This window comes from Pseudomonas sp. G5001, assembly GCF_013385475.1.
GTDB lineage: Bacteria > Pseudomonadota > Gammaproteobacteria > Pseudomonadales > Pseudomonadaceae > Aquipseudomonas.
Genome location: NZ_JACAPZ010000007.1, coordinates 248,357 through 272,762 on the forward strand (window position 1 = coordinate 248,357; position 24,406 = coordinate 272,762).

A 24,406-nucleotide genomic window follows, 5' to 3' on the forward strand; every position below is an offset into this window, starting at 1 on the left:
CAGCTAAAACTCAGTAGCCGTAGCGCTTGCTGGCCTCAATCGCCAGACCACTGCCAATACTGCCAAAGATGTTCCCTTCCACATGCTGCGCATTCGGCAGCATCGCCGAGATGCTGTGGCGCAGCGCCGGAATCCCGCTGGAACCCCCGGTAAAGAACACCGTGTCCACCTGGGCCACGTCCACCGAGGCGTCGTTGAGCAGTTGCGTCACCGCATTGCGCACCCGCTCCAGCAAGCCATCGATGGCCGACTCGAACAGCGCCCGGCTCAATTCCACGCTCAACCCCGGCTCGACCCGGTCCAGCAGCACATGGCGGCTGTCCTGCCGGGTCAGCTGAATCTTGGTTTCTTCCACTTCCATCGCCAACCAGTGCCCGGCGCGCTGTTCGATCAGGTTGAACAGGCGGTCGATGCCACCCGTGTCCTCGATGTCGTAGCGCATGCTGCCCAGCGCCAGCTTGGATTTCTGCGAGTACACCGAGTTGATGGTGTGCCAGGTCGCCAGGTTCATGTGGTGGCTGGTGGGCATATAAGCGCCGCTCTTCATGCGGCTGCCGTAGCCGAACAGCGGCATCATGCCGGCCAGCGAGAGCTGCTTGTCGAAGTCGGTACCGCCGATGTGCACACCGCCGGTGGCGAGGATGTCGTCGTGGCGGTTGTCGATCTGGCGGCGCTCGGGCGACAGGCGCACCAGGGAGAAGTCGGAGGTACCCCCGCCGATGTCGACAATCAGCACCAGCTCTTCTTTCTCGATGGTGGACTCGTAGTCGAAGGCCGCGGCAATCGGTTCGTACTGGAACGAGATGTCCTTGAAGCCGATCTTGCGGGCCACGTCCACCAGGGTGTTCTCGGCTTCCTGGTCGGCCATCGGGTCGTCGTCGACGAAAAATACCGGACGGCCCAGCACCACTTCTTCGAACTCACGCCCGGCGGTGGTCTCGGCGCGGCTCTTGAGTTGGCCGATAAACAGCGCCAGCAGGTCGGTGAACGGCATGGCCGTGCCCAATACACTGGTGTCGTGCTTGATCAGCTTGGAACCCAGCAGGCTCTTGAGCGAGCGCATCAGCCGGCCTTCGTAGTTTTCCAGGTACTCGTGCAGGGCCAGGCGACCGTACACCGGGCGGCGCTCTTCGAAGTTGAAGAACACCACCGACGGCAGCGTGATCTTGTCGTCCTCCAGCGCGATAAGCGTTTCCATGCCGGGACGAATCCAGCCGACGGTGGAGTTGGACGTGCCGAAGTCGATACCGCAGGCACGGGCTGGGGATGGGTTTTTCATGTCAATCGGGTTCCGGTTGAAAAACGGCCGCGCAGTGTATGCCACCCGCGTGCAGATGCGTAGGCCGACTATCCGCTAAATACAACGCACTTGTTACCTTGAAAGCCCGGCCTTTGCCCCCAAATCCTCCCCATACGGTTGGTGGCTGCAGGATTCTGCCCGCAGCGCCGATAAACTTCTGACGCACCCTTCGGTCACAAGATTGAGATCGGTCAATCCAGACGCCGCAAACAGGCGCATGCTGTGACGCTGGCAGTGCGATATCGATAATGGATGGTGATGCCCCCGATGGACTTCAAAGACTATTACAAGATTCTCGGTGTAGAACCCACCGCTGACGACAAGGCGATCAAGGCCGCCTATCGCAAGCTGGCGCGCAAATATCACCCGGACGTGAGCAAGGAAAAGGACGCTGAAGCCAAGTTCAAGGACGCGTCCGAAGCCTATGAAGCGCTGAAAAGTGCCGACAAGCGCGCCGAATACGACGATCTGCGCAAATACGGCCAGCATGGCCAGCCGTTCCAGGGCCCGCCAGGCTGGCAGAGCCGTGGTGGCTATGGCGGCGGTGGCCAGGACACCGGCGACTTCTCGGACTTCTTCAGCTCGATCTTCGGTTCGCGCGGCAATGGTTTTGGTGGTGCCCAGGGCCGCAGTGCCGGGCGTCGAGGGCAAGATGTGGAAATGGAACTGCCGGTCTTCCTCGAAGAGACCCTGTCCAACGAGTCCAAGCAGGTCAACTTCCAGGTGCCGCAATACAACGCGGCCGGCCAGCACGTCAGCAACACCACCAAGAGCCTGAACGTGAAGATCCCGGCCGGTGTGGCCGACGGCGAGCGCATCCGCCTCAAGGGCCAGGGCGCGCCTGGGATTGGCGGTGGTGCCAATGGTGATCTGTACTTGATCATCAAGTTCGCGCCACACCCTAAATTCGATGTGGAAGGTGAGAACCTGATCATCACCCTGCCACTGGCCCCGTGGGAGCTGGCGTTGGGCACGGAAGTGGCGGTGCCGACCCTCACCGGCAAGATCAACCTCAAGGTGCCGGCCGGCAGCCAGAACGGCCAGCGCATGCGCGCCAAGGGCCATGGCTTGTTGAACAAGGCCGGGCAGCGCGGTTACCTGTTTGTGCAACTCAAGGCGGTGATGCCGAAAAACACCGACGACGAGGTCAAGGCGTTGTGGCAGGAACTGGCACAAAAAGCCGCCTTCGATCCAAGAGAATCATGGAGTAGCTAACGATGAGCAGTCCCCGTTTGGTTCAAGTGAACATGGCAGAATTCTGTGAGGCCACCGACCTGTCGGTGGCCTACGTGATCGAAATCGTCGAGCACGGCATCGTTGAACCGGTGGGGACCAGTCCCGAGTCCTGGCGCTTCACCGATTACGAACTGGCCCTGGCCAAGCGCGCCTCGGCGCTGCAAAAGGACCTGGAGCTGGAATGGGAAGGCGTCGCCCTGGCGCTCGACCTGCTGGAGGAAGTCCAGCAACTGCGGGCCGAGAACCAGATGCTCAAGCAACGGCTGGGGCGGTTGGTGCAAACGCCCTGAATCCATCAGGTGATGCTGCAGCGCGCCTTGCACGGCACCCAGTCGCGCAGGGTCAGCGAGCGAATCAGTTGCGCCTCGTCCACGGCCAGTTGCAGTTGCACATTTTCAGCCTGGGTTGCGTATGCCTCATCACTGAGGGCGCCCGCATCGTGTTCCTCGGATAACGCATTCAAGCGCACGTCATGGGGCTCCCTCAGGACTCTGAACTCATCGTCATAATGGTTGCGAATAAAGGCCTGCCAGAATTCGCGGCCTAACAGCGACTGTACGAGCTTCTTGGAGTTGTCCAGTTTTTCTATTGTGATGGCGGCATTATTCAGGATCTGCGGCGCTACCTGTCCTGTTGCGAGGTAGCGGGCATCGTTGGGCTGACCGGGCAGGCCGAGGCGGCGGGCCAGGCCCATGCGATAGGCCAGGCGAATTTCAATATCTTCCAGTTTTTCCAGGGTGGCGACTTTTTGTTCAGGGGGCATGGTCGACGTGCGAATCATGCCTTCTCGAACCCGAATGTCTGCGCTGGCTAATTTTTCCACCTCGTCCAGGCGAAAAAGACCTTTGGCCAACGTGTAGAGTGCCGGTCCCGCCTCGCCATCGGCGGCATAGCGCGTGGCTTGCCACGTCAGCACCTTGGTCTCCATGTCACTGAACACCAGGGCCGACCGATCGCCGCAGCGCGGGTCACCCGCCAGGTTGAACAGCTCTTCACGCAAGCCATCGTCCCGGGCCGCATCGAGCAATTGCCACAGGCGCGATTGCAGGTCGGTATAGCGGCTGCGGTACTCCGCCGATTCTTTGAGGTTGTCGAGGATGTCGAGGAAGATCTGCGAACCGGGTTTCTCGGCAATCGACTCCCACAGGCTGCGTCGTACGTCGATTTCCTCGGGTGACAGACCATCCATCCAGTGCTGGTATGCCGGCTCCGGTGTGTCGTCCACGATCTGTTCTTGAGGGGCGTGAACCTCGACTGTAGCGGGCTGTGGCGCCCGATAACGCATCGCGCCGGGCTGCCGGCCCGCTGCTGCCTCGCGGTGGAGCAAGGTTGCATTGCTCCAATACTCGACCAACTGCCTGCGGGCTTCGGTGCTCAGCGGGTTGCCGTCGATAAAGGTGACGTTGTTGACGTAGATGAATGCCTCGGCCTCCTCGGGCAGCGGGTTGACCAGGGACTCGGGCAACTGCGTGATGCGGTTCTGCGCCAGGTTAACGATGTCCAACGCCTGATGTGGCCCCAAGCCCTGCGGCCACTCGGTGATCCCGGTGTTTTTCAAATTCACCCTACGCAGGTTCGGCAGGGTTGCGAAGTTGGGGGTACGCGCCAGGGGGTTGCGGCTCAGATTGATGATCTTGAGTGAGGTGAGCCCCTCCAGCAGATCCACGTCGGCCTCGCTCAGGGAAAGTTGGTTGCTCCTGAGGTCCAGGCGGGTAAGCCGAATCATCCGGGCAACGCTGGGCGGGATTGAACGCAACTCTCCGTACGACAGGTCGAGCCAACGGGTGTGACTGAAGTGGCCGAGAAACTCATCCAGGCCGTAAACGGATTGCATGCCCTGAAGCTTGATTGACCCAACGTGGCTGAAATCTGCTTCCAGCGCAGGCAAGTCGCCGACTCTCAAGCCGAGTGCTTCAAGGGTGTAGCCGGCGGGAGAACCATCTTGGGCCAGCACTTTGGGAGTCATGCGCCGCCAGCACGCCTTGAGGTCTCGAGCGAATTGCTGGCGATGGTTGGCATCCCCTGCACGCAGGTTTTCGCTGTCGGCAGCCACCAGGAACCGTTGTGTGGCCCAGGCGTTCAGTTGGGTGCTCAAGGTTTGCCACTCGCCTTCCAGGCGCGTCAGTTCAGCCGGCGCCCCGTCGCCTGCGTGCAATACGAATTGCTCGTTTTCCTCCTCGCTGTAGCCGGGAAACAGGTCCCTTATCCGCCGCATTTCGTCGGTGTGGCTCAAGGGTACTTCGAAGGCGCCAGGCTGGCCGCCGTTGCGCCAGCCCGGGCGAGTTTGTGCCAGGCGAGCGATGTACGCCCGCATCTGCTGATTGGCTTGCGGGGTGAATGGGTTGTCACGCAGGCGGGTCATGCGGTTGAGACGGATGCTGGCTTCCACGTTTTCGGGGGCTGGGTTGAGCAGGCTGTCGGGCACCGCGCTCAGGTGATTGCCGGACAGGTCGACTTCTCTCAGCTCCGGCAGTTCCAGCAGGCCTGTGGGCCACTGATTGATCCGGGTGTCACGCAGCTCCAGCTTTCGCAGTCGTAGCAGCGGGCTGAAATCCGGCAGGGTGCCCAAGGGGTTGTCGTTCAGGCACAGTTCTTCCAGGCGGCTCAGGCCGGCCAGTTGGCCGGCGCTGATTTCGCTCAGGCGGATGGCATTTTTCGACAGGTCCAGGTGCGTCAGCGCCTTTATGGCCGTGATTGCTTCGGGCAGTTCGGTCAGCGTGTGGCGTCCGATACCGCCGACTTGTTTGAGGGTCAAACGTTTCAGATTGGGGAAGTTGCCAAGGAACTGCCCGGGGCCGTCGGTGAAGCTCACGTAGTCGAGAACCAACTCCTCGACATGGGCAAAATCGGCGTTGAGTTTGGGCAGGTTCACCTGGGCGCTGATTTCCAGTCGGCGCCCGGTGTATCCCCCGGCACGGTCCACGGTCTGTCGGCGCCAGCAGTCTCTTAACGCATCGGCCACTGACTGCTCCCGGCCTCCCGGGTTTACCTCAAATGGACGCCGGCTCGTATCTTCTCGGGCACTGCGTTTCACCCAGTCCTTGAGTGCGCGTTTGAGGGCGGCGTATTGGTCTTCCCGGCGCGTCAATTCAGTGCGCACATCGCTCCCGAGGGTCTCGATGAAGGCTGTGGCCTGCTCGTCGCTGAACCCAGGATACAGCTTGCGCACCCGCGTATGGGGGCTGCGCAATTGAGTAAGTTTGTGCAGCGGGGAGCCGCCCCGCAGGCGCAGGTCTCCTGCCAAGGGTTTGCGCAGCAGCGGGTATTCCAGCAGCACCGAGCGCAGCTCGTCCCGGGCCAATGGCGTTTGCCGCACCCGTTGCTTCAAGGTGCCGGCGTCCCGTGCGGCTTCGCCAAGTGCTCGACGCTGGCCCTGTTCAAGGCATGCCAGAACGGCGCCATACAGGTCTGTGGCGCCGAACGCTCCGTCGTCACCCATCGCCAGCATCAGCGGCGGTGCGTCGGCCTCTGGACCGACGGCGTCGATCAGTGGCCCCTGTTCGCTGCCCAAGCGGATTTCCACCCGCAGGCTCGGGTCCCAACCCGGCAAGCTGGGCAGGGTATGCAGGGCCAAGCGCAGGCTGTCCGGGCTCTGCAGGGTGTCGAGGAACAAGCCTTCATAGGCCCGTGCCATGCGCACTTGCTGCTGGCTTTCGCGCGCCAGGGCGGTGAGCCTTGGTGACAACTGCTGATGGCCACTCAGCGTGGTTAAATCCGCGTCCGTGGCGGTTTCCAGCAACTGCCTGGCAACCTCCGCCGGCAGGCCGGGAAACCTGTCCATGAGCTGCTGTACCGGGGGCGAGCGAGTCAGGTTATGGGCGCGGTAATCCGCGTCGAACAGCGAGGTCCGACTGTCCCGGGCGGCCTGGGCAACTTCCCGGCGCCACAGCATCGTCTGTTCGTCCAGCACCCGGGGAGTCGGGTCGAGGACCGCCGGATAGGTCAAGCCTCGGTGCGCCACCACGCGCTCGGTGATCGCCGGGTCGGCCAGCGCATAATCCAGCGGGTCGTCACTGCCCATCTTCTCGATAAAGGTCTCGATCCGCTGATGGATGCCAAAGCGCGCCAGGCTGTCACTCAACAGGGCGGGCGGCGGTTGCAGGTCCACATGCAGTTGGCGCAGTTGATCGGCGCGAGTGCCACTGGCCAGGCGTGCCTGTTCCAGTTGTGCGTCGCTCAAGCCCCGGGTGCGACAACCCAGGCGGCGCATCAGCGCCGGGCCGTCCCAGGTCAGCGGTTCTTCGCCTTCATGCAGCCAGGCGCCCGCGCCGTTATGCGCCACCTGCGGGGCATAAGCGTCGGAGCGTGTGGGGTGTTGTATGCGATAGGTGTCGCCGTCGGGCTCGGGTTTGACGGCATACAGTTGATCGTCGAGGGGCAGCAGCGGCTGCTGGTCGTGGCTGTGCAAGCCCAGGTCATCAAACGTGGCGTCCTTGGGCAATACGACGGGGCTGCGATAAGGCGTAAGGTCCGGCTTCCATAGCCGTAGCTCGCCACCTGGCAAACGAACCGGCTTGAGCCCTTGTACCAACGCGGGTGTAGGCGGTGCAGCGAGCTTTTGCAGGCCTTTCCCCGCGCCGGCCAGCAGCGCCATGGCGGCCAGGTTTTGGGCGACGTCGAACCAGTGAGCCTTGGCCGTGTCACGGTCGCCTTCGCCCCAGTCGATCACGCCTTCGAAGGTTTCGTAGAGCAATTGGCCCGCCATGGCGGCCAGCATGATTTCGCCGAGCACCGGGACGAACGCCAGTCCCAGGCCGAGCACGGTAGCGCCGGCCTCCAGCCAACGGGCGATTTTTTGCCCGCGCACCCGGGCGTCGACATCGGCGGTGGGCACTGCCTGGTCGCGCGCATCGCCGAGGGCCTTGTCGCGGCCATGCTCAAACAGGTTGGCCCACAGGTCGACGTTGTCAGCCCACAGGCCCTGTCTTGAGACCACCATCAGGTACAGGTCGGGAGCGCCCGTCTTCACCACCCTGCAGCCGGCTTTCGGGGGCGGAAGCGACTGGGGCATGACCGTCGTAGTCAATACCGGGAAGGCCAGTTGCAGCATTGTCTGGGTCACCGGCGAACGCGCTACTGCGTCGACGGCGGCGGTGGAGTCCGCAGCGGGTTCGGTAAACCGGTTGAAGAACGCCGGCTTGTCATGCTCATTGAGAAACTGGCTGAAAAAATGCGGGTAGCTCGTGGGCGTCGGGCGGTTGTTATTGCCGGATTCGCTTGGCGCTTTGTCGCGCGCCACCCACTGGCGGTTCAGTTCGGTTTTCAGCGCATCAAGGCTGTTGTAGCGCTTGAGCGGGTGCTCCGGATCGTGGGGCAGGTAGACGATGAAGTCGGTGGCATAGCGATATTTTTCCACCGGTGTAAACACCACGCTCCCCATGAGCGCGCGGTCCATCACGCTCAGGCAACTGAACCACACCGGCTTGCCGCCCAGCGTCGGGTTGCGTTCGCCGTCGACCACCTTGAGCACCATGGTGAAGTCATCCGGGAGAATGTCCTGCTTGAGCAGCGCCAGGTACGCCGCAGCCCTGAGGGCATCCTTCTGGCTGGTGATCACGGCGTCGCGCAACCGGGTGGCGGCCGTCTCGTCGGTGGGCAGTAATGTTTCCTTGAGGTGCGCCTGGTAGCGGGCACCCACGTCCAGCGTACGGCACAGCCTGATAAAGGCGGGTACGGTCAGCGCCGGGCTGATCCTGGGAGAGGCGCCTTCCCGGTCCGGGTATTGGGTGAACCCGGAGGCAGGATCGAATGCGCCGTCTTCACCTTCACTGGCTTCAAAGTTATGCAGGGCAGCCTGCACCAGCGACACCTCCAGTACTTTGTATTCGCCGGCCTTGATCCCCAGGGTGCCGAGCCTCAGCGGCTCATACAAACGAAGAGAGGTGCCTTCGACATCCACGGTGAGGTTGAATTGTTCTTTCAGCGCGCCGTTGAGCAGGCCTATGGCGAAGGGCTTGAGTGCCTGGACGTTGGCCAGGTGTTTATCCACCGCGTGTTGGGATTTGAAACTGGTTTCATTGAACGCCTTCAAGGTTCTTCGCTGCAGCGGCGACAAGCTGTCCATCCACTGCGCCTGTTCGAGCCTGGCCTGTTTCAACGCTTCTATGCGGTGGGCCGGCGCCTGTACCAGCCAGTCCGGAATGGCCTGGCGAATGAACGCACTGTTGTCGTCGGAAGATGAGAGGGGAGTAACGGAGGGGGCATCCTGCATGGGGGCATTCCTTTGGGTAAGCAAAGGAAAAAGGCTACTGAAAACCGCTGTGGATTAATAAGTCGAAAAGCCGCTGGATAGCACGCAATAGTTAACGCATCGGCCCCGGATTACCTATGGATCGACGACTTAATTACCCCATGGAAATCCCCCCGTGTGCATCAAGCCTGCCAGCGCTTTTTGAGTGTTCGTCCATGGGGGGCAATCCGTTCAAATAGCTACCGCCGAGTGCCGGGGGCGACTGATTAAGGTCATTGCCTTAATTTCCCTATCGGTACTCGTTTATGCCAGCACCTCAAGCCTCCACCTCGCTCCTGCCGGGCGGCGAAGGGCGTCACTATGCACAGATCAAAGCCGCCATCCCCGAAAGCCTGGTCAGCGCATCTCCTGTCCTGCGTGCAGCCATCACGCAGGCCAAGCCAGAGATCCCCGCCTGGTATGCGACCACCACCCCGGCACAGAAGGCTGCGCTGCAAAACCTGTTGGAGGCGAGCATCAAGTCTCACACTGCACTGGAGCAAGCGACCGGCAAGGTGCAAGAGGTCAACGCCTTCGCCCGGCCATTGCTTGAAGCCGCGTTGAAGGCCGCCGGGTTTGAGCTGGACGTCAACCAGGTGCATCTGCGCCTCTATGTACCGGTCGAAGGTCTAGCGACAGGCTACCGGACCAAGACTTTGTCCCTGTTGCAAGCGGCCTTGAACAATTTTGAAGCGCGCGAGACCCGCGCCGGGTTCTTCGACAGTGCTTCAGGCTTTATCACCGCTCCCGGCGCGGATGGCCGTTTCGAGCGCCATACCACGACCCTGACGATCGAGACCTTCGCCCGGTTATGCCGCGACCTGGACCTGGGCAGGCTGTACCAGGAACACCTCACCACCTACCTGCTGCCCGTGCAAACCGTGTCCAGGAACCTGCTGCGTGAACGCTTTATCACCCGGCAAAAGGACGCCTTCAGAGCCGCCGCCTACGTGGCGTTGCTCAAAGGTGATATTCGCAGCGACGACTACGCGCTACTGCTGCGCATCGCCAATGGCGAGCGACGCATCAAGCACGAAGGCAAGCAGGTCTGGCACCGCTGGCCCAGTATCATGGAACTGCAAATGCACGGCTGCCTCATGATCGACCCGAGCGTGGAGCATGGGTATGGCACCTGGCTTATCGTCTACATCCCCGACCACCCCGAGCACCCCATCAAGCGCTACAAAACCTTTGCCGACTATGCAGAGGAAACGACCCGTGAGCTGACCGCTTACAGGCCAGAGGACTATTGGGACAGCAGGGGGGTTCAGGTCACGGCCCACCAACAGTTTTTCTCACGGTTCATCGGGAAAAAATACCTGGCTTACTACTACGGGCGGTTCACCGAGAAACGCGTCGATGAACCGCAAAGGCGCGTGGCCCTGGGCCCTGATCCAGCGTGGCGACAGTACTACGCAAGAAAATCCCTTACCGAACTCCAGGCGATCAACGCCGTCATAAAGTCCCCGCGACATATCAGCCGCACGCCGCAGGACCAGCCAAACCTGAACCTCAACGCTCACCCGATCAAGGGGCTGTGGATCGACGTCGACCCTTGGGACGAGCTGTACGCCGACATGCGCAAGCGCGCACTCGACGATGGGTTGAGCATGGCGATACCCACCGCTCACACCGACGCGGCTGGCCACGACCGGCGGATGGCGCATCTGATGAACATCGGCCTGTTCACCTTGAACCTGGTGTCGATGTTCATTCCGCCCTTGGGTGCACTGATGGCGGTGGTCACGGCCGGGCAACTGCTGTACGAAGTGCTGGAGGGCGTGGTTGAACTCGGCCAGGGTGACCGCGAGGCCGGCTGGGCGCATATCGCTGACGTGCTGGAAAATCTCGCGCAACTGGCGGTGGGCGGCGCTGCGTTGCATATCAGCCTGTCGCCGTTTATCGAAGGACTCAAGGCGGTCAGGCTGCCGTCGGGCAAGGCCCGCTTGTGGAAGCCGGACCTTGCGCCCTATGCGCAGGACATCCGACTGCCGGCAGGCTCGGTTCCCGACCAGGCGGGACTACATACCGTCAATGGGCGCCAGGTCGTGTCGGTGGACGGCAATCGCTACGCCGTGACCGCGCAAGACGAACCGGGCGTGTACCGGGTCCAGCACCCCAGCAGGCCCGAGGCGTATGAGCCTCAGATCGTCAACAACGGTTCTGGCGCCTGGACCCATGAGGCCGATGAGCCCCTGACGTGGCAAGGTGCTCCGCTGATGCGGCGACTGAGCCATGTAATGGAAGGCCTGAGCGATACGCAGTTGGAGCAGGTGCGCAAGATCAGTGACACCGATGAAAGCGTGCTGCGCCGGCTGTACGTGGAAAGCGAGCCGACGCCGGCAATCACACTCGACACGGCGGTGCGCATGCGGGCTTACGGGCGTGCCGAAAGCTTGAGTGGGCAGATCCTTGCGGGGTCGATGTCGATGGACCTGGGTAGCTACGCCGCGTCGTTGATGGTGGAAATGACCGGCTGGCCGCCCGGCAGGACCATCGAAGTATTTGACGGCCAGGGCACCAGCAGGACAGCTGCGTTGTATGGCCAACCTCATGCGCCCGGGACGGAACTGATCAGCATCAGCCGCATCGACCTGTTCGGCGGCAAGCTGCCGGCGTTGATCGTCGAGAGTTTGCCCGAGGAGCAGCTTAAAAACCTGCTCGGCCAGCATATGCCTTACGGGGTCGTGCTGCGTAGCCAGGCGTTGCAGGAACGGCTGGGGATCTATGCCAAACAGTCCCTGCGGCGGGTGTTCGACAGCCTTTACCTCGGGCGGTCATCGCCTGGCAGCGCCGAACTGCAACTGTTCGCGCGCGACTTCAAAAGCCTGCCACCGGTCATGGTCGAGGAACTGCTGGAAGGTGCCAGCCCCTCGCAGCGGGCGAGCCTGGTCAACAATCGCAAGATTCCCCTGGAGCTGGCGCAGCAAGCGCGCCGGCAACTTGGGCATCTGCGTCTGGCCCGGGCGTACGAAGGGCTTTATCTGGACGAGTTGGCCAATGTCGACACCGAAGCGCTGGCGCTCAACACGCTGGAGCGCCTTCCTGGCTGGCGAAACGACTTGCGCATTGAGGTTCGCGAAGGCTCCCTGGCCGGAAGCCTGCGTGCCGGCTATGGCCCACCCGAGTCCGCGCACCGCAAGGTATTGGTGCACAGGGGCGATGGACGCTACGAGGCGTTTGACGCACGAGGGCAAAGCCTGCATGTCGTCGACAATCTGTACGGCGCCTTGCAACATGCCCTGCCAGACACCCACCGCCAGTCTCTGGGATTGCCAGGCATTGGGCAGGGGCCGGAGTTAAGAGGCAAAATCCAGGAACATGCCCTGTCGCGCGGTGCCTTGCGCAAGGTGCTGCAGATGCAACCCGCCCAACCGTTCTTCAAACCGCTATCGCAGTTGTCGGGCGGCAGGCGTGGGTACCCCTTGAGCGGGCGCGGCGGGTGGGCGTTTGAGCGGAGCCTGCAGGCACGCATTCGCAACTTGTACCCGGACATCACCGCCAACGAAATTGCCGAGTTGCGACCTCTTGGCGACCCACTCGATCTCACCTGGGTACAGGAACTCGAAAGCGAATTCAGCAACCTGACTCAGACGTTGCGAACCTGGCAGATTAGCGCTCGCGCAGGCGCGTCGACCAGTGGCCAGGCGGCAGATCGGATTTATCGGGCCAGGGGCCGGATCGTCAAGGCCATTGAGGCGGCCTGGCGCAGAACCGGGGTGCGGGATATCGACGGCAATGGTCGATACCTCGGCCAGGCCATCAAGTGGGATGGGGTCGAATTGCGCCAGCAGTTGCGCACCCTGCCGCCATTGCCGGCCGACTTTGATCACGTCAGTAAGCTGACCCTGCGCAGCATGGCCTTGACCAGTGACGACGTCGACGGGTTTGTTTCCAACTTTCGCAGCCTGCGCAGCTTGTCCGTGCAAGCCTGCCGGTTGACGCGGCTGCCGCCGGCCATTGCCGCCATGCCGCACCTGACCGAGTTGTATCTGGGAGGCAATGAAATAGTCCTGAGTCAGGAGAGCGTCATGGTCTTGGGCAAACTGAAACAGCTCAAGGAGCTGTCGCTTGAAAGCAATCCATTGGGTCTGGCGCCGGACGTGAGTCGCATGCCTGATTTGCGCCAGCTGTGGCTGGCTGAAACAGATTTGGAGGAGTGGCCTGCCAGCGTGTTTCGCCTGCCGCGCCCACGGCATTTCATTCTGGATTTGCGTGAGAACGCGCTTATCCGCGTACCGGTATTTGCGCCGGGTTCTGATAACGCCCGGATCATCGCGCGCACGACGCTCTCCCGAGAGCTACTGAGTACTAAAGCCGTGAGCGATTTCAGGTTATATATCGAGGCAGCCGGTAATGATCCGGATCGTCAGCTTCCACCCAAAGGCCGGGCCGATAGCAAACTCTGGAAAACGGGATTGACCGACGAGGAATGGGAATCCAAGCAGCAATTGTGGCAAAGGCTGGAGGATGCCTTCGGTTCTGAAGCTTTTTTCAACGAAATTCGCTACCTGTCCAAATCAGGGGATGCCGTAGTCGAGGGCAAGCGCTACCTGCCGGAGCTGACTGCGAAAGTATGGCGCATGCTGGAGGCCATGGGCGAAGACGCCGAGTTGCGAGAGGAGCTGTTCCGCATGGCACAGTTCCCCACGGCTTGCGTGGATGCGGGGGCGCAGTTGTTCAATGCCATGGGGGTTGAAGTGTTGTTGCGCTCGGCCTATGCCAATGAAGACGCGAATGCGGTGAGAAGCAGCGTGCTCAAGTTGGCCAGGGGCAAGTGGCGATTGGAGGAGTTGGGGCGGATCGCTCATGCGCGCGTGGCACAATTGATCAGTCAAGGCGCCAGGTATACGGAGTATGACCAGGAGGGCATGTTGGTCTCTCATTACGACAACGCAGGCAATGAGATCCCGCCTATTGATGAGGTCGAGATCTACCTGGCTTACACCTCCCAGCTATCCTCTCGCCTGGACTTGCCGTGGCAGGCCAGAACCATGCTGTACCGCGAAGAGTATGTGACGCCGGCCATGGTAGAGGCGGCGTACGAGCAGGTGACAGCGCTGGACCAGGGTGAGCAGTTGCGCAAGAACCTGATCGAGCAGCCGATGTGGAAGGAGTTTCTGGAGCGGGCCCACAAGGTGGAATACTTGAGAATCTTCCGGAAATCTGACGCGTTGCTCGACTACGAGGACGCGCAAGCGCAATGGGCCAGGGATGGCGGCTTGTCTGCCGAGGCCAAGAAGGACCTGAGCGACACCATCGCCAGGACCGCCGATATCCTCGGTCGGCCGCGCGGTAACAGCCTGCCGGGAACCGTCATGAGTCGGGCTGAATACGACACTTCGCTTGCCAGCATCACCAGCGAACTCAACTCATTGAACACGACACTGACCGACCAGGCGATCAGTGCCGTATTTGGGGCTTAGAACAAGAAGTACCGCTGCGCCATCGGCAACACATCCGCAGGCTCACACCACAGCAATACTCCGTCGGCCTTGACCTGATAGGTCTGCGGGTCAACCTCGATATCCGGCAGGTAATCGTTGTGGATCAAGTCGGTTTTCTGCACCGCGCGGCAACCCTTGACCACGGCGATCTGCTTCTTCAACCCCAACTGCTCCGGCAGGCCTGCCGCCAACGCCGCCTGGCTGATAAAGGTCAGGCTGGTGGCGTGCAGCGAGCTGCCGAAGCTGGCGAACATCGGGCGGTAGTGCACCGGTTGCGGCGTCGGGATCGAGGCGTTGGCGTCGCCCATCAGGCTTGAGGCAATCGCGCCGCCCTTGAGGATCAGGGTTGGCTTGATCCCGAAAAACGCCGGGCGCCACAGCACCAGGTCGGCCCACTTGCCCACTTCAATCGAGCCCACTTCGTGGCTGATGCCGTGGGTAATCGCCGGGTTGATGGTGTACTTGGCGATGTAGCGTTTGGCGCGGAAGTTGTCGTTGCCTTCGCTGTCGCCAGGCAATCGCCCGCGCTGTTTTTTCATCTTGTCGGCGGTCTGCCAGGTACGTGTGATCACCTCGCCAACCCGCCCCATGGCCTGGCTGTCGGAGCTGATCATCGAGAACGCGCCGAGGTCATGAAGGATGTCTTCGGCGGCAATCGTTTCGCGGCGGATGCGGCTTTCGGCAAAGGCCACGTCTTCGGCAATGCTCGGGTCCAGGTGATGGCACACCATCAACATGTCCAGGTGTTCGTCGATGGTGTTGCGGGTGAACGGCCGGGTTGGGTTGGTGGAGCTGGGCAGCACGTTGGGGAAGCCACAGGCCTTGATGATGTCTGGCGCGTGACCGCCACCGGCACCTTCGGTGTGGTAGGTGTGGATGGTGCGGCCCTTGAAGGCGGCGAGGGTGGTTTCGACAAAGCCGGATTCGTTGAGGGTGTCGCTGTGGATCGCCACCTGCACGTCGTACTCGTCGGCGACGCTCAGGCAGTTGTCGATGCTCGCCGGCGTGGTGCCCCAGTCCTCGTGCAGCTTCAAGCCAATGGCACCGGCCTTCACTTGTTCGATCAACGGCTCCGGCAGGCTGGCGTTGCCCTTGCCGGTGAAGCCGATGTTCATCGGGAACGAGTCGGAGGCCTGGAGCATGCGCGCCAGGTGCCATGGGCCGGAGGTGCAGGTGGTGGCGTTGGTGCCGGTGGCCGGCCCGGTGCCGCCGCCGATCATGGTGGTGACGCCGCTGGTCAGTGCTTCTTCGATTTGCTGCGGGCAAATGAAGTGGATGTGGGTATCGATGCCGCCGGCGGTGAGGATCATGCCCTCACCGGCAATCACTTCGGTGCTGGCGCCGACACAGATGGTCACGCCGGGCTGGATGTCCGGGTTGCCGGCCTTGCCGATGGCGGCGATGCGGCCGTTTTTCAGGCCGACGTCAGCCTTGACGATGCCCCAGTGGTCGATGATCAGCGCGTTGGTGATCAGGGTGTCGACCACCTCATGGGCGAGCAATTGGCTCTGGCCCTGGCCATCACGGATCACCTTGCCGCCGCCGAATTTCACTTCTTCGCCGTAGACGGTGAAATCCTGTTCGACTTCGACGAACAGCTCGGTGTCGGCCAGGCGGACCTTGTCACCAACGGTGGGGCCGTACATGTCGGCGTAGGCTTGTCGGCTGATTTTCATGTGGTTGCCCTGAGAAATTTGTGTTGAATGTGAAGTCGCTATCGCGAGCAAGCCCGCTCCCACATTTGTTCGGTGTACATCCTTTGGAATGCGATCGAATGTGGGAGCGGGCTTGCTCGCGAAGAGGCCCTAAAGGTCGCCCATGATCCTGCCGGCAAAGCCAAACACCCGGCGCTTGCCACTCAGCTCAACCAGTTCCACTTCACGACTCTGCCCCGGCTCAAAGCGCACGGCGGTGCCGGCCGGGATGTTCAGGCGCATGCCACGGCTGGCGGCACGGTCGAACGTCAGTGCGTCGTTGGTCTCGAAAAAGTGATAGTGGGAACCGACCTGGATCGGCCGGTCGCCGCTGTTGGCCACGCTCAGGGTGGCGGTGCGCCGGCCCACGTTGAGTTCGATGTCGCCAGGCTGGATCTGAAATTCGCCAGGAATCATGCAGGTTGCCCCAGGGTCTTGAAGTAGATGGCGGTCGGGGTGTAGCGCCCGTCCGGGCTTTGGCAGTAGTTGGGCAATTCGCCGATCTTGGTATAACGCAGCGACTGGTAGAAGGCTTCGGCGCCGGAGCCGGCTTCGGTGTCCAGGTACAGCAGCCCGCGTTTGTACTGACGGGCGCTCAGTTCCAGGGCGCTCATCAGTTGCTGGCCAAGGCCACGGCGCCGGGCCTCGCTGTGCACCAGCAGCTTCTGCACTTCGGCGCGGTTCAGGCCGTTGGCTTTCATGCACAGCGCCAATTGCACGCTGGCGATGACGTGTTCATCACGCACCACCACCCACAGCAGCAGGCTGCCATCGGTGAGGCTGGCCTGCACGCCGTTGAGATAAGCGCTGGCCTGGGTTTCATCGAAGTCGGCCATGAAACCCACCGATGCGCCGTGCTTCACGGCGTCCAGCAACAGCTCAATCAAACCCGGGCGGTAATGGGCAAAACTTTCGGCATTGACTCGACGCAGTTGGGCGTTCATCGGTGTCACTCCTTGGGCGGCACAGCGCCTGGGTTGAGCGTCAGTTGCATGAAGGTCAGGTCCAGCCAGCGCCCGAACTTGGTGCCGACCTGGGGCATCTGCCCGGTGGTGATGAAACCCAGGCGCTCATGCAGGCGGATCGAGGCCTGGTTGCCGCTTTCGATGGCGGCGACCATCACGTGTTTGTCGCAGGTTTTCGCCCGCTCGATCAGCACCTGCATCAGCTGGGGGCCGAGGCCCTTGCCGCGCTGGTCGTTGCGCACGTACACCGAGTGTTCGACGGTATGGCGAAAACCCTCAAAAGGCCGCCAGTCGCCAAACGAGGCATAGCCGATGACCTGCTCGTCTTCGACGGCCACCAGGACCGGGTAAAACTGTGACTGACGAGCGCTGAACCAGGCCTGGCGGTTGCCCAGGTCTACCGGTTGTTCGTTCCAGATCGCCGTGGTGTTGAGCACCGCGTCGTTGTAGATATCGCGAATCCCTGGCAAATCGGCGTGCACCGCATCACGAATCAAAAAGGACATGGTCGGGCCTCAGGCGATGGGTTGGTGGACGGTGACCAGCTTGGTGCCGTCGGGGAAGGTGGCTTCCACCTGGATGTCCGGGATCATTTCCGGGATGCCTTCCATCACCTGTTCGCGGGTGAGCAGGGTGGTGCCGAAGTGCATCAGCTCGGCCACGGTGCGGCCATCGCGGGCGCCTTCCATCAACGCGGCGGAGATGTAGGCGATGGTTTCCGGGTAGTTGAGCTTCACACCGCGCGCCAACCGTCGCTCGGCTACCAGGCCGGCGGTGAAGATCAGCAGTTTGTCTTTTTCCCGTGGGGTCAGGTCCATCGTTCAAGGTCCACTATGAAATACATTCGTAAAAACACCGGAGATCCAATGTGGGAGCGGGCTTGCTCGCGAATGCGGTGTGTCAGTGAATGCATCTTTGCCTGACCCACTGCATTCGCGAGCAAGCCCGCTCCCACATTTTTAATCTTCATGTGCTCCAGATTCTCGGTGATACAGCCTCGCGGCCCAGCACGGCCGGGCGCAGCAGGCGCCACAGTGCGATCAGCCAGGCTCGCGCCAGCAGCGCTTCACTGGCCAGGCAGCGGGCCACCAGCAGGCCGGGCAATTGGGTCAGGTCGCCGCGTACCGGGTGGGGCAGGGAGCGACATTGCTCGAGCAGTTCAGGGTCGATTTCGCCGGTCACCAGCAAGGTCGCAAACACCGGTTGCCCGTCCAGCCCGATGGGTGAGTCGAGCAAACCGTCGGCGCCCACAATGCGCTGGCGCTCATGCCAAATCAACTGGCCGTCGCGGCGGATATCCAGGTGCGACTGGAAGTGCCCGAGGTCGAAACGCTCGCCGCTGGCGGGGCGCCCGAGGGCGACCACGTCCCAGTAAAACAGCCGGGCATCGCCTTGCAGGTCGATGCGGGTGGTGAGTTCGGCCTGGGCGGCGCTGAACACGATGGTCTCCTGCGGCAGCCATTCCAGCGTCGCGCCCGCCTCAACCGTCAGCTCCAGTTTCTGATACGCCGGCCCGCCGGCGCGGTACCACTTGGCCGCGCCGGGGCTGGTCAGTTGCGCCCACGCACCTTCGGCGACATGGGCGCTGATATCGAGACGATCACCGCCGGCAATCCCGCCCGGCGGGTGCACGATGATGTGCTGGCACACCTCGGGGCCTTCGGCGTACAGATGCTTTTGCACCCGCAGTGGGCCGAGGTGGCGGCGCATCACTGGGCGCGTGGTGTCGCCGAAACGCGCGTAGCCGAGTTCCAGCTCGGCGTGCCAGCTTGGGGTGAACAGCGCGGTGGGGGCAGGTAGGGTCATGGTCAGTGCTTATCGTTAGGACGCTACAGATTAGATCGTAACGAGCCCGCGCACACCCTCGCTTTCCATATTTTCTCCACGCCCCTGCTGGACGATTTCGCCCCGGGACATCACCAGGTACTGGTCGGCCAGTTCCGCGGCAAAATCATAGAACTGCTCCACCAGCAGAATCGCCATGTCGCCGCGTGCCGCGAGCTTCTTGATCACCGCGCCGATCTCCTTGATCACCGACGGCTGGATGCCTTCGGTGGGTTCATCGAGGATCAGCAGGCGCGGGCGGCTGGCCAGGGCCCGACCGATAGCCAGCTGCTGTTGCTGGCCGCCGGACAAGTCACCACCCCGGCGTTGCTTCATTTGCAGCAGCACCGGGAACAGCTCGTAGATGAAGGCGGGCACTTCCTTGGCTTCGGAGCCGGGGAAGCGTGACAGGCCCATCAGCAGGTTTTCTTCCACTGTCAGGCGGCCAAAAATCTCCCGGCCCTGGGGCACGTAAGCGATACCGGCGTGCACCCGCTGGTGCGGCTTGAAGCCGGTAATGGCGCGGCCTTCCCAGTTCACCGCACCTTCCTTGGCCGGCAGCAAACCCATCAGGCACTTGAGCAAGGTGGTCTTGCCCACGCCGTTGCGGCCCAGCAGGCAGGTGACTTCGCCGACTTTTACCTCAAAGGAAAGCCCGCGCAGGATGTGGCTACCGCCGTAGTACTGGTGCAGCTTGTCGACTTGCAGCATGTTCAGTTCCCCTTAATGATCGTTCCCACGCTCTGCGTGGGAATGCCGCAATGGACGCTCCGCGTCCGCCGTGTGACGCAGAGCGTCACCGGATGCATTCCCACGCGGAGCGTGGGAACGATCAGGTTCAGCGGCCGAGGTAAACCTCGATCACCCGCTCATTTTCCTGCACCTGTTCCAGCGACCCTTCGGCCAGCACGCTGCCCTGGTGCAACACCGTCACGTGGTCGGCAATCGAGCCGACAAAGCCCATGTCGTGTTCCACCACCATCAGCGAATGCTTGCCCGCCAGGCGCTTGAACAGCTCGGCGGTGAACTCGGTTTCGGCATCGGTCATGCCCGCCACCGGTTCATCCAGCAGCAACAGTTGCGGGTCCTGCATCAGCAACATGCCGATTTCCAGGAACTGTTTCTGGCCGTGGGACAGCAAGCCGGCCGGGCGATTGACTGAAGCGGTGAGTCGGATGGTGTCGAGCACTTCGCTGATGCGGTCTTTCTGCTCACCACTCAAGCGCGCCCGCAGGCTGGCCCACACCGACTTGTCGGTCTTTTGCGCCAGCTCGAGGTTTTCGAACACGCTGAGGGCTTCGAATACCGTGGGCTTCTGGAACTTGCGACCGATGCCGGCCTGGGCGATCTGCACTTCGCTCATGCTCGTCAGGTCGAGGGTTTCGCCGAACCAGGCCTTGCCGTGGCTGGGCCGGGTCTTGCCGGTGATCACGTCCATCAGCGTGGTCTTGCCCGCGCCGTTGGGGCCGATGATGCAGCGCAATTCGCCGACGCCGATGTACAGGTTCAAGTCGTTCAACGCCTTGAAGCCGTCGAAGCTGACGCTGATGTCTTCCAGGGTCAGGATCGTGCCGTGGCGGGTGTTCAGGCCTTTGCCGGCAGCCTGGCCGAGGCCAATGGCATCGCGGGCGCTGCCTTGGTCTTTATTGGGTTCAAGGATAGGTTCGAGCATAAATTCGGCCGTCGCTGTGATCCTCATTGGTCGCCCCTCTTCTTCAGCAGGCCAATCACACCCTTGGGCAAATACAGGGTGACGATGATGAACAGCGCACCGAGGAAGAACAGCCAATACTCAGGAAACGCCACGGTGAACCAGCTCTTCATGCCGTTGACCACACCGGCGCCCAGCAGCGGGCCGATCAAGGTTCCACGCCCGCCGAGGGCCACCCACACAGCGGCCTCGATGGAGTTGGTCGGCGACATTTCGCTGGGGTTGATGATGCCCACTTGCGGCACATACAACGCGCCCGCCAAACCACACAGCACCGCGCTCAACACCCATACGAACAGCTTGAAGCCGCGCGGGTCGTAGCCGCAGAACATCAGGCGATTTTCCGCATCCCGCAGCGCTGTCAGTACCCGGCCGAACTTGCTCTGGGCCAGGCGCCAGCCGATGAACAGGCTCGCCACCAACAACACCACGGTGGCCACAAACAGCGCCGCTCGCGTGCCCGGCTCGGTGATGCCAAACCCGAGGATGCTACGGAAATTGGTAAAGCCGTTATTGCCGCCGAACCCGGTCTCGTTGCGGAAGAACAACAGCATCCCGGCGAACGTCAGGGCCTGGGTCATGATCGAGAAGTACACGCCCTTGATCCGCGAGCGGAAGGCGAAGAACCCGAACACCAGCGCGAGCAAGCCCGGTGCCAACACCACCAGGCACATCGCCCAGAGGAAGTGGCTGGTGCCGGTCCAGTACCACGGCAACTCGGTCCACGACAAAAAGGTCATGAACGCCGGCAGCTCATCGCCGGACGCCTGGCGCATCAGGTACATGCCCATGGCATAACCGCCCAGCGCAAAGAACAGGCCGTGGCCGAGGGACAACATCCCGGCATAACCCCACACCAGATCCAGCGCCAGGGCGACGATGGCATAGCACAGAATCTTGCCCACCAACGTCAGGGTATAGGCGGAAACGTGCAGCGGATTTTCCGGTGACAACAGCGAGAACAACGGCAGCGCCAGCAGCAGGATCAGCACCACTGCACCGACCGCGACGGTCACCTTGGGGCCGGCCTTTTGCGCGGCCGTAAGCATCAATGGCTGGTTCATCAGTCGATCACCCGTCCTTTCAGTGCGAAGAGTCCTTGCGGGCGTTTCTGGATGAACAGAATGATCAGCGCGAGGATCAGGATCTTGCCGAGCACGGCACCGATCTGCGGTTCAAGAATCTTGTTGGCTATCCCCAGGCCGAAGGCGGCCATGACGCTACCGGCCAACTGGCCGACACCGCCGAGTACCACCACCAGGAACGAGTCGATGATGTAGCTCTGGCCGAGGTCCGGGCCGACGTTGCCGATCTGGCTCAGGGCCACGCCACCGAGGCCCGCTATGCCGGAGCCGAGGCCAAAGGCGAGCATGTCCACGCGTCCGGTGGGCACGCCGCAGCAGGCGGCCATGTTGCGGTTCTGGGTGACGGCGCGCACGTTGAGGCCCAGGCGCGTCTTGTTCAGCAGCAGCCAGGTCAGCACCACCACGAACAGCGCGAAGGCGATGATCACGATGCGGTTGTACGGCAGCACCAGGTTGGGCAGCACCTGGATCCCGCCGGACAGCCACTCGGGGTTGGCCACTTCAACGTTCTGCGCACCGAACACCAGGCGCACCAGTTGGATCAGCATCAGGCTGATGCCCCAGGTGGCGAGCAGGGTTTCCAGCGGGCGGCCGTAGAGGTGACGAATCACCGTGCGCTCCAGGGCCATGCCGATGGCGGCGGTGACAAAAAACGCCACCGGCAGCGCGATCAGCGGGTAGAACTCGATGGCCTGGGGCACGTAGCGCTGCATCAGCAACTGCACCACATAGGTGGAGTAGGCGCCGAGCATCAGCATCTCGCCGTGGGCCATGTTGATCACCCCGAGCAGGCCGAAGGTGATCGCCAGGCCGAGCGCCGCCAGCAACAGGATCGAGCCCAGGGACATGCCGCTGAAGGCCTGGCCGAGAATCTCGCCCACCATCAGTTTGCGTTTGACCTGGGCCAGGCTGGTCTCGGCGGCGGTGTGCACCGTGGCGTCGGCTTCGACGCCGGGAGCGAGCAGGGCTTCCAGGCGAGTGCGGGCCAGCGGGTCGCCGGTGCCGCCGAGCAAGCGCACGGCGGCCAGGCGCACGGCCGGGTCGGGGTCTACCAGTTGCAGGTTGGCCAGGGCGAGACTGAGGGCTGTGTGTACGTCATCATTGGTTTCGCCGGCGAGTTGCTGGTCGAGGAATTTCAGCTGCGCAGGTTGTGCACTTTTTTGCAGAGTCTGGGCGGCGGCAAGGCGCACCTTGGGGTCGGCAGCGAGCAATTCCTGGCTGGCTTGCACGTTGTCGATCAGGCCGCGCAGGCGGTTGTTCAGGCGTACGGTCTTGGTTTCCCCGTTGACGCTGATCTGGCCTTGTTGCAGGGCGTCCACCAGCTCGATGCGCGCCGGGTCGGGCTGGGCGGCCCAGTCCTGGAGCAGCTTGGCTTGTTGCATCGGGTTGGCGTTGATGAAGTCTTCGGCGTCGCTGGCGTGTGCGGCGAGGGGCAGCAACAGCAGGGCGGCGAGGATGAAGCGGTATAGGGCAGTGGGCATACAAAATGTCCTGATCATGCACAGACAATGTGGGAGCGGGCTTGCTCGCGAAAGCGCTGGCTCAGTTTCGGATGCGTCGACTGACACACCGCTTTCGCGAGCAAGCCCGCTCCCACATTTAGACCGAGTCGGTCTTAGTTGCTCTTGACGGCGTAATCCGGCTTTTTGTCATTGCCAGGGATATACGGGCTCCACGGTTGGGCACGAATCGGCTCCTGGGTCTGCCACACCACCGAGAACTGCCCGTCAGACTGGATCTCGCCGATCATCACCGGCTTGTGCAGGTGGTGGTTGGTCTTGTCCATGGTCAGGGTGAAGCCGGACGGCGCGGCAAAGGTCTGCCCGGCCATGGCTTCACGCACTTTGTCGACGTCGGTGGACTTGGCTTTCTCCACCGCCTGCGCCCACATGTGGATGCCCACGTAGGTGGCTTCCATCGGGTCGTTGGTCACGGCTTTGTCCGCGCCCGGCAGGTTGTGGGCCTTGGCGTAGGCTTTCCAGTCGGCGACGAATTTCTTGTTCACCGGGTTCTCCACCGACTGGAAGTAGTTCCAGGCGGCGAGGTTGCCCACCAGCGGCTTGGTGTCGATGCCGCGCAGTTCTTCTTCACCCACGGAGAAGGCGACGACCGGTACGTCGGTAGCCTTCAGGCCCTGGTTGGCCAGCTCTTTGTAGAACGGCACGTTGGAGTCGCCGTTCACGGTGGAGATCACTGCGGTCTTGCCACCGGCCGAGAATTTTTTGATGTTGGCCACGATGGTCTGGTAATCGCTGTGGCCGAACGGGGTGTAGACCTCTTCGATGTCTTTATCCGCTACGCCTTTGGAGTGCAGGAACGAACGCAGGATCTTGTTGGTGGTGCGCGGGTACACGTAGTCGGTGCCCAGCAGGAAGAAGCGCTTGGCGCCGCCGCCTTCTTCGCTCATCAGGTATTCCACCGCCGGGATCGCCTGCTGGTTCGGCGCCGCACCGGTATAGAACACGTTCGGCGACATCTCTTCGCCTTCGTATTGCACCGGGTAGAACAGTAGGCCATTGAGTTCTTCGAACACCGGCAATACCGATTTGCGCGACACCGAGGTCCAGCAACCGAACACCACGGCGACCTTGTCCTGGGTCAGCAACTGGCGGCCCTTTTCAGCGAACAGCGGCCAGTTGGAAGCCGGGTCCACCACTACCGGTTCAAGCATCTTGCCGTTCACGCCGCCCTTGGCGTTGATCTCGTCGATGGTCATCAGCGCCATGTCTTTGAGCGAGGTCTCGGAGATCGCCATGGTCCCGGACAGCGAGTGCAGGATGCCGACCTTGATGGTCTCGGCGGCCTGTACCGTCCAGGTCATGCCCATCGCGGCGATGGATGCCGACAGTGTGAAAGCCTTGATCAAGCTGCGACGCTTCATTGTGCAATCTCCATGACTCAATGATGTGATGAGG

16 protein-coding genes are annotated in these 24,406 nt (G+C 62.1%); 3 read left to right on the forward strand and 13 right to left on the reverse strand.

The window, feature by feature from the left end; translation table 11 throughout:
* Positions 1 to 10: 10 nt before the first annotated feature.
* Complete coding sequence (locus tag HX805_RS07035) at positions 11 to 1,279, reverse strand: Hsp70 family protein (protein WP_087693124.1); 1,269 nt, start codon at positions 1,277 to 1,279, stop codon at positions 11 to 13.
* Positions 1,280 to 1,567: 288 nt separating this feature from the next.
* On the opposite strand from HX805_RS07035, the gene HX805_RS07040 reads away from it, so the two are divergent.
* Both HX805_RS07040 and HX805_RS07045 read left to right on the forward strand, forming a co-directional pair.
* Entirely contained in the window at positions 1,568 to 2,515 is a 948-nt protein-coding gene (locus tag HX805_RS07040) for a DnaJ C-terminal domain-containing protein (protein ID WP_008439071.1), read from the forward strand.
* A 2-nt stretch (positions 2,516 to 2,517) separates the two neighbouring features.
* Positions 2,518 to 2,826 carry a chaperone modulator CbpM gene (locus tag HX805_RS07045; RefSeq protein ID WP_003217397.1) on the forward strand — a complete coding sequence of 103 codons (309 nt, stop codon included), beginning with the start codon at positions 2,518 to 2,520 and terminating at the stop codon, positions 2,824 to 2,826.
* 5 nt (positions 2,827 to 2,831) lie between these two features.
* Here HX805_RS07045 and HX805_RS07050 read toward each other — a convergent pair whose 3' ends face one another.
* Positions 2,832 to 8,747: an NEL-type E3 ubiquitin ligase domain-containing protein gene (locus HX805_RS07050; protein WP_177116715.1), complete on the reverse strand. Its 5,916-nt coding sequence runs from the start codon at positions 8,745 to 8,747 to the stop codon at positions 2,832 to 2,834.
* A gap of 284 nt (positions 8,748 to 9,031) precedes the next feature.
* Here HX805_RS07050 and HX805_RS07055 point away from each other — a divergent pair, with 284 nt between their 5' ends.
* Positions 9,032 to 14,191, forward strand: a complete 5,160-nt coding sequence (locus HX805_RS07055) for a dermonecrotic toxin domain-containing protein (RefSeq protein WP_177080378.1) — start codon at positions 9,032 to 9,034, stop codon at positions 14,189 to 14,191.
* On the opposite strand, the gene ureC is transcribed toward HX805_RS07055, so the two are convergent.
* From ureC to urtA, 11 genes are all read right to left on the reverse strand, one after another.
* On the reverse strand, positions 14,188 to 15,888 hold the full coding sequence (gene ureC / locus HX805_RS07060; RefSeq protein ID WP_177080377.1) for an urease subunit alpha: 1,701 nt from the start codon (positions 15,886 to 15,888) through the stop codon (positions 14,188 to 14,190). The two genes, HX805_RS07055 and ureC, sit on opposite strands and share 4 nt — an antisense overlap.
* A gap of 129 nt (positions 15,889 to 16,017) precedes the next feature.
* Positions 16,018 to 16,323: an urease subunit beta gene (locus tag HX805_RS07065; RefSeq protein WP_177039716.1), complete on the reverse strand. Its 306-nt coding sequence runs from the start codon at positions 16,321 to 16,323 to the stop codon at positions 16,018 to 16,020.
* Entirely contained in the window at positions 16,320 to 16,850 is a 531-nt protein-coding gene (locus HX805_RS07070) for an N-acetyltransferase (protein ID WP_177080376.1), read from the reverse strand. The genes HX805_RS07065 and HX805_RS07070 overlap by 4 nt, the downstream gene beginning before the upstream one ends.
* Before the next feature lie 5 nt (positions 16,851 to 16,855).
* On the reverse strand, positions 16,856 to 17,377 hold the full coding sequence (locus tag HX805_RS07075; RefSeq protein ID WP_003217385.1) for a GNAT family N-acetyltransferase: 522 nt from the start codon (positions 17,375 to 17,377) through the stop codon (positions 16,856 to 16,858).
* Positions 17,378 to 17,386: 9 nt separating this feature from the next.
* The gene (gene ureA, locus HX805_RS07080) at positions 17,387 to 17,689 is read right to left on the reverse strand and encodes an urease subunit gamma (RefSeq protein WP_003217383.1); all 303 of its coding nucleotides are present in this window, start codon (positions 17,687 to 17,689) and stop codon (positions 17,387 to 17,389) included.
* Between the two features lie 148 nt (positions 17,690 to 17,837).
* On the reverse strand, positions 17,838 to 18,677 hold the full coding sequence (locus HX805_RS07085) for an urease accessory protein UreD (RefSeq protein WP_003217381.1): 840 nt from the start codon (positions 18,675 to 18,677) through the stop codon (positions 17,838 to 17,840).
* Between the two features lie 30 nt (positions 18,678 to 18,707).
* Positions 18,708 to 19,406 (reverse strand): urea ABC transporter ATP-binding subunit UrtE, encoded by a 699-nt coding sequence (gene urtE, locus HX805_RS07090; protein ID WP_003217380.1) that lies wholly within the window; start codon positions 19,404 to 19,406, stop codon positions 18,708 to 18,710.
* Positions 19,407 to 19,533: 127 nt separating this feature from the next.
* Positions 19,534 to 20,394, reverse strand: a complete 861-nt coding sequence (urtD, locus tag HX805_RS07095) for an urea ABC transporter ATP-binding protein UrtD (protein WP_003217378.1) — start codon at positions 20,392 to 20,394, stop codon at positions 19,534 to 19,536.
* Positions 20,391 to 21,470 carry an urea ABC transporter permease subunit UrtC gene (gene urtC / locus HX805_RS07100; RefSeq protein ID WP_008439056.1) on the reverse strand — a complete coding sequence of 360 codons (1,080 nt, stop codon included), beginning with the start codon at positions 21,468 to 21,470 and terminating at the stop codon, positions 20,391 to 20,393. The genes urtD and urtC overlap by 4 nt, the downstream gene beginning before the upstream one ends.
* A complete protein-coding gene (gene urtB, locus HX805_RS07105) occupies positions 21,470 to 22,972 on the reverse strand; it encodes an urea ABC transporter permease subunit UrtB (RefSeq protein WP_003217374.1) in 1,503 nt (500 codons plus the stop codon). The genes urtC and urtB overlap by 1 nt, the downstream gene beginning before the upstream one ends.
* 134 nt (positions 22,973 to 23,106) lie before the next feature.
* Positions 23,107 to 24,372, reverse strand: a complete 1,266-nt coding sequence (urtA, locus tag HX805_RS07110) for an urea ABC transporter substrate-binding protein (protein WP_003217372.1) — start codon at positions 24,370 to 24,372, stop codon at positions 23,107 to 23,109.
* Positions 24,373 to 24,406 lie beyond the last annotated feature (34 nt).

What these genes read in the sequence shown, in the direction of transcription:
- HX805_RS07035 (WP_087693124.1), bottom strand. Translation starts at nt 1,279, where the DNA reads ATGAAAAACCCATCCCCAGCCCGTGCCTGCGGTATCGACTTCGGCACG.
- HX805_RS07040 (WP_008439071.1), top strand. Translation starts at nt 1,568, where the DNA reads ATGGACTTCAAAGACTATTACAAGATTCTCGGTGTAGAACCCACCGCT.
- HX805_RS07045 (WP_003217397.1), top strand. Translation starts at nt 2,518, where the DNA reads ATGAGCAGTCCCCGTTTGGTTCAAGTGAACATGGCAGAATTCTGTGAG.
- HX805_RS07050 (WP_177116715.1), bottom strand. Translation starts at nt 8,747, where the DNA reads ATGCAGGATGCCCCCTCCGTTACTCCCCTCTCATCTTCCGACGACAAC.
- HX805_RS07055 (WP_177080378.1), top strand. Translation starts at nt 9,032, where the DNA reads ATGCCAGCACCTCAAGCCTCCACCTCGCTCCTGCCGGGCGGCGAAGGG.
- ureC (WP_177080377.1), bottom strand. Translation starts at nt 15,888, where the DNA reads ATGAAAATCAGCCGACAAGCCTACGCCGACATGTACGGCCCCACCGTT.
- HX805_RS07065 (WP_177039716.1), bottom strand. Translation starts at nt 16,323, where the DNA reads ATGATTCCTGGCGAATTTCAGATCCAGCCTGGCGACATCGAACTCAAC.
- HX805_RS07070 (WP_177080376.1), bottom strand. Translation starts at nt 16,850, where the DNA reads ATGAACGCCCAACTGCGTCGAGTCAATGCCGAAAGTTTTGCCCATTAC.
- HX805_RS07075 (WP_003217385.1), bottom strand. Translation starts at nt 17,377, where the DNA reads ATGTCCTTTTTGATTCGTGATGCGGTGCACGCCGATTTGCCAGGGATT.
- ureA (WP_003217383.1), bottom strand. Translation starts at nt 17,689, where the DNA reads ATGGACCTGACCCCACGGGAAAAAGACAAACTGCTGATCTTCACCGCC.
- HX805_RS07085 (WP_003217381.1), bottom strand. Translation starts at nt 18,677, where the DNA reads ATGACCCTACCTGCCCCCACCGCGCTGTTCACCCCAAGCTGGCACGCC.
- urtE (WP_003217380.1), bottom strand. Translation starts at nt 19,406, where the DNA reads ATGCTGCAAGTCGACAAGCTGCACCAGTACTACGGCGGTAGCCACATC.
- urtD (WP_003217378.1), bottom strand. Translation starts at nt 20,394, where the DNA reads ATGAGGATCACAGCGACGGCCGAATTTATGCTCGAACCTATCCTTGAA.
- urtC (WP_008439056.1), bottom strand. Translation starts at nt 21,470, where the DNA reads ATGAACCAGCCATTGATGCTTACGGCCGCGCAAAAGGCCGGCCCCAAG.
- urtB (WP_003217374.1), bottom strand. Translation starts at nt 22,972, where the DNA reads ATGCCCACTGCCCTATACCGCTTCATCCTCGCCGCCCTGCTGTTGCTG.
- urtA (WP_003217372.1), bottom strand. Translation starts at nt 24,372, where the DNA reads ATGAAGCGTCGCAGCTTGATCAAGGCTTTCACACTGTCGGCATCCATC.